This is a genomic window from Cupriavidus sp. 22TCCZM01-5 (assembly GCF_057798915.1).
In genome coordinates this window covers 1-787 of sequence record NZ_JBYOJR010000094.1, presented here as the reverse complement: position 1 = coordinate 787, position 787 = coordinate 1, and the positions used below count along the sequence as shown (strand labels likewise).

The following is a 787-nucleotide window of genomic DNA, read 5'->3' as shown; positions in this document are numbered from 1 at the left end:
GCGGATTACCCGTGTGAAAGTAGGTCATCGCCAGGCTCTTACAATGCAAAACCCCTCGACAGCGTGTGCTGCGAGGGGTTTTTGCTTTTGGGGCTTCCATGCCGCGATCGGATTCGCTCTCGCAGTCCCGCACCGCAGGCGGGCAGGCTGCCCGCCTGCCGGCTCCAGAGGCCGCTGGAGCGTCGTTCTGCGTCTCCCTATAGGGTGAGAACGCAGAAATTCAAACTGTGTTTGTGGGTTGCCATAGCCGGTGTAGACAGCCGTGCAGTGGCCAGCTCGATGGTCCGGTCGATGTACTCCGCAACGGAAAGTGCTTGACAGGCGAGGCGAGAGGTCCCATAATCCATAGTTCTCTGCGGAGAGGTGCCCGAGTGGCTAAAGGGGGCAGACTGTAAATCTGTTGGCTTACGCCTACGCTGGTTCGAATCCAGCCCTCTCCACCAGAATGCAAGACAGTGACTGGCTATCAGGCCGGTGAAGCAGAAAGAACCGGGCGGGTGTAGCTCAATGGTAGAGCAGAAGCCTTCCAAGCTTACGACGAGGGTTCGATTCCCTTCACCCGCTCCAAAGCACGCGGTTGCTGTCGATAAGTAATACGTCTAGTTTTGCCCATGTGGCTCAGTGGTAGAGCACTCCCTTGGTAAGGGAGAGGTCGGCAGTTCGATCCTGCCCATGGGCACCAAATACCGCACTGGCAACATCGCTACCGAGACAGGAGTCGCGCAATGGCAAAGGAAAAGTTCGAGCGGACTAAGCCGCACGTGAACGTTGGTACGATTGGTCACGT

General features: G+C 57.4%; 3 tRNA genes and 1 pseudogene. All 4 read left to right on the top strand.

The annotated features are described in order from the left end of the window. The first annotated feature begins 357 nt into the window (after window positions 1-357). Window positions 358-443: transfer RNA gene (locus AC3FNH_RS32580), tRNA-Tyr, on the top strand. Window positions 444-493: 50 nt separating this feature from the next. Continuing rightward, window positions 494-567, top strand: a tRNA-Gly gene (locus AC3FNH_RS32575). 40 nt (window positions 568-607) lie between these two features. After that, window positions 608-682, top strand: a tRNA-Thr gene (locus AC3FNH_RS32570). Between the two features lie 43 nt (window positions 683-725). Beyond that, window positions 726-787: pseudogene (locus AC3FNH_RS32565) on the top strand (GTP-binding protein); the annotation flags it as partial.